The sequence below is a fragment of the Methanobrevibacter sp. genome (assembly GCF_045220775.1).
In the GTDB taxonomy this organism is placed as follows: Archaea; Methanobacteriota; Methanobacteria; order Methanobacteriales; family Methanobacteriaceae; genus Methanocatella.
This window is the reverse complement of sequence record NZ_JBGUWC010000161.1, coordinates 1-1,846: the sequence shown is the minus strand read 5'-3', so window position 1 is coordinate 1,846 and position 1,846 is coordinate 1. Positions and strand designations below refer to the sequence as shown.

Sequence of the window (1,846 nt, the reverse complement as noted above, 5' to 3'; positions counted from 1 at the left end):
TTTTTTGAAAGGTAACATTCCCCTTACAGTTCTTCTAAATATATCATCTGGTCTTCTAGGATATTTAGGACCTAAGTCACGAGGGTTAGAAATACTTGCCCTGTCAACTCTTTGTTTGTATTTAGCATAAGCCCAATCCCTGTTTCCAGTTAACATAATTTTTTCAGCATTAAGAATAACTACTTCTTCGCCTTCTAAAAGATTTTTACTAGTTATACTAGCTAATCTTCCTAAAACGCATCCTTCTCCGTCAATAATCATAATAACACCCTACTTATTCCATGATCCTAATGTTTGACCCTTTAGGATTAGATTCGATTATCTCATCAATTGAGATGCATTCTCCACCAGCACTTTCAATTTTTTCTTGTGCTCTAGCTGAGAATTTTAATGCTACGACATCTACTTTTTCTGTTAAATCACCGTTTGATAAAACTTTACCTGGTACTAATACGGTTTCACCAGCTTCAGCATGTCTTGCAATATCAGACAAATTGACTTCAGCGGTTCTTCTATTAGACCTTTCAAGTCTTTGTGCAACATCTTTCCAAATAGCTGCATCTTCACTTCTTGATTGTTCATAAAGTTTATTAATAAGTTCGATAAGGTTAGGATTAGTTTTTATTACTTTCTTAACCATTATTTACTTCCTCCTTCTTCACTAAATTTGATAAACTTATCAGCTTTTTCACCTAATACATCACAAGCTTTTAATAAAACTTCTTTAGGAGGCATTGCGCCATCTGTTTCAATTCTGAAAATGAAGTCATTTTCCTTAAACCCAACATTAATGTAACCATTTGTTGAAGCCCTTACACAGCTTTTACACATAGCACAGTTTTCAATGTCTAAAATCTTAATCTTTTTAGATCTTCTGTCAGATTTCAAAACACCTCTTGGACATGCAGATGCACAATCATAATCAATTTCCAACTCTTCATTGAATGTGATTTCAGGATATTGTTTGTAAGCACAAACAGTTGTTGGCATCCATTTAGCATGTTCTTTTCCGTAACCTACTTTTGCAACTGCTTCAATGTTGAGCACTTCATCTTCTTTAAGTTTTACTAAAGGAATTGTGTCATATACCGGTTTAATTTTTGAGTCTGAAGATATTAAATCCTTAGAATAAACTACTTTAGGTCCTACTTCATTTAAACTGAACATGATTCCGTTAGTATACTCTTCCCAATCATCATCTTCTGGTAAAGATAAACCTTCGAGAGCATCAAGATCAGAAACTAAAGGAGTTAAACCAAGCCTATGAGCAAGCACCTCATTGAACATTGCTGAATCATTTCTAATGATATTTACATCTTCAATTGCTATCTTAGGCACATTTACCATTGCACATCTTCTAATAGCATTGATGAAAGGCACTTCTGCATCACGAACAACGAAAACAATTTCATCGTCGCTTTGACTTCTAACTTCTATCTCCATATTAAACCCTTCCGCTTAAACTCTTCTTCCTCTTTTACCACCAGGTCTTCCAGTACCATCGTGAGGAATTGGAGTAATATCTTCTATTTTTCCTATTTTAATTCCAGCTCTTGCTAAAGCACGAATAGTAGCTTGTGCACCAGGTCCTGGACTTCTAGGTCCGTTTCCACCAGGAGCTCTTACTTTAATATGTAAGCCAACAAATCCTTTTTCTTTAGCGTCATCAGCTATTCTGGTTGCTGCAGCCATAGCTGCGAAAGGTGAAGCTTGTTGTCTGTCTGCACGTACAACTCTTCCACCAGACCATTGTGAAATGGTTTCAGCACCAGTAATATCTGTTACAGTAATAATAGTGTTATTGAATGATGAGTAAATATTAGCTATACCCCATTTTTCATCTTTT

The 1,846-nt window shown here is 35.3% G+C and carries 4 protein-coding genes; all 4 read right to left on the bottom strand.

Annotation, left to right across the window (positions count from 1 at the left end):
* Positions 1 to 261: 50S ribosomal protein L13 (rplM, locus tag ACJROP_RS10265; RefSeq protein WP_406535371.1), on the bottom strand; the 261-nt coding region annotated here is incomplete at its 3' end.
* 13 nt (positions 262 to 274) lie between these two features.
* The gene (locus tag ACJROP_RS10260) at positions 275 to 640 is read right to left on the bottom strand and encodes a 50S ribosomal protein L18e (protein ID WP_406535370.1); all 366 of its coding nucleotides are present in this window, start codon (positions 638 to 640) and stop codon (positions 275 to 277) included.
* Positions 640 to 1,443 carry a DNA-directed RNA polymerase subunit D gene (locus ACJROP_RS10255; RefSeq protein WP_406535369.1) on the bottom strand — a complete coding sequence of 268 codons (804 nt, stop codon included), beginning with the start codon at positions 1,441 to 1,443 and terminating at the stop codon, positions 640 to 642. Before ACJROP_RS10255 ends, ACJROP_RS10260 begins: the two co-directional genes overlap by 1 nt.
* 15 nt (positions 1,444 to 1,458) lie before the next feature.
* Positions 1,459 to 1,827, bottom strand: a complete 369-nt coding sequence (locus ACJROP_RS10250) for a 30S ribosomal protein S11 (RefSeq protein WP_406535372.1) — start codon at positions 1,825 to 1,827, stop codon at positions 1,459 to 1,461.
* Positions 1,828 to 1,846: the final 19 nt, after the last annotated feature.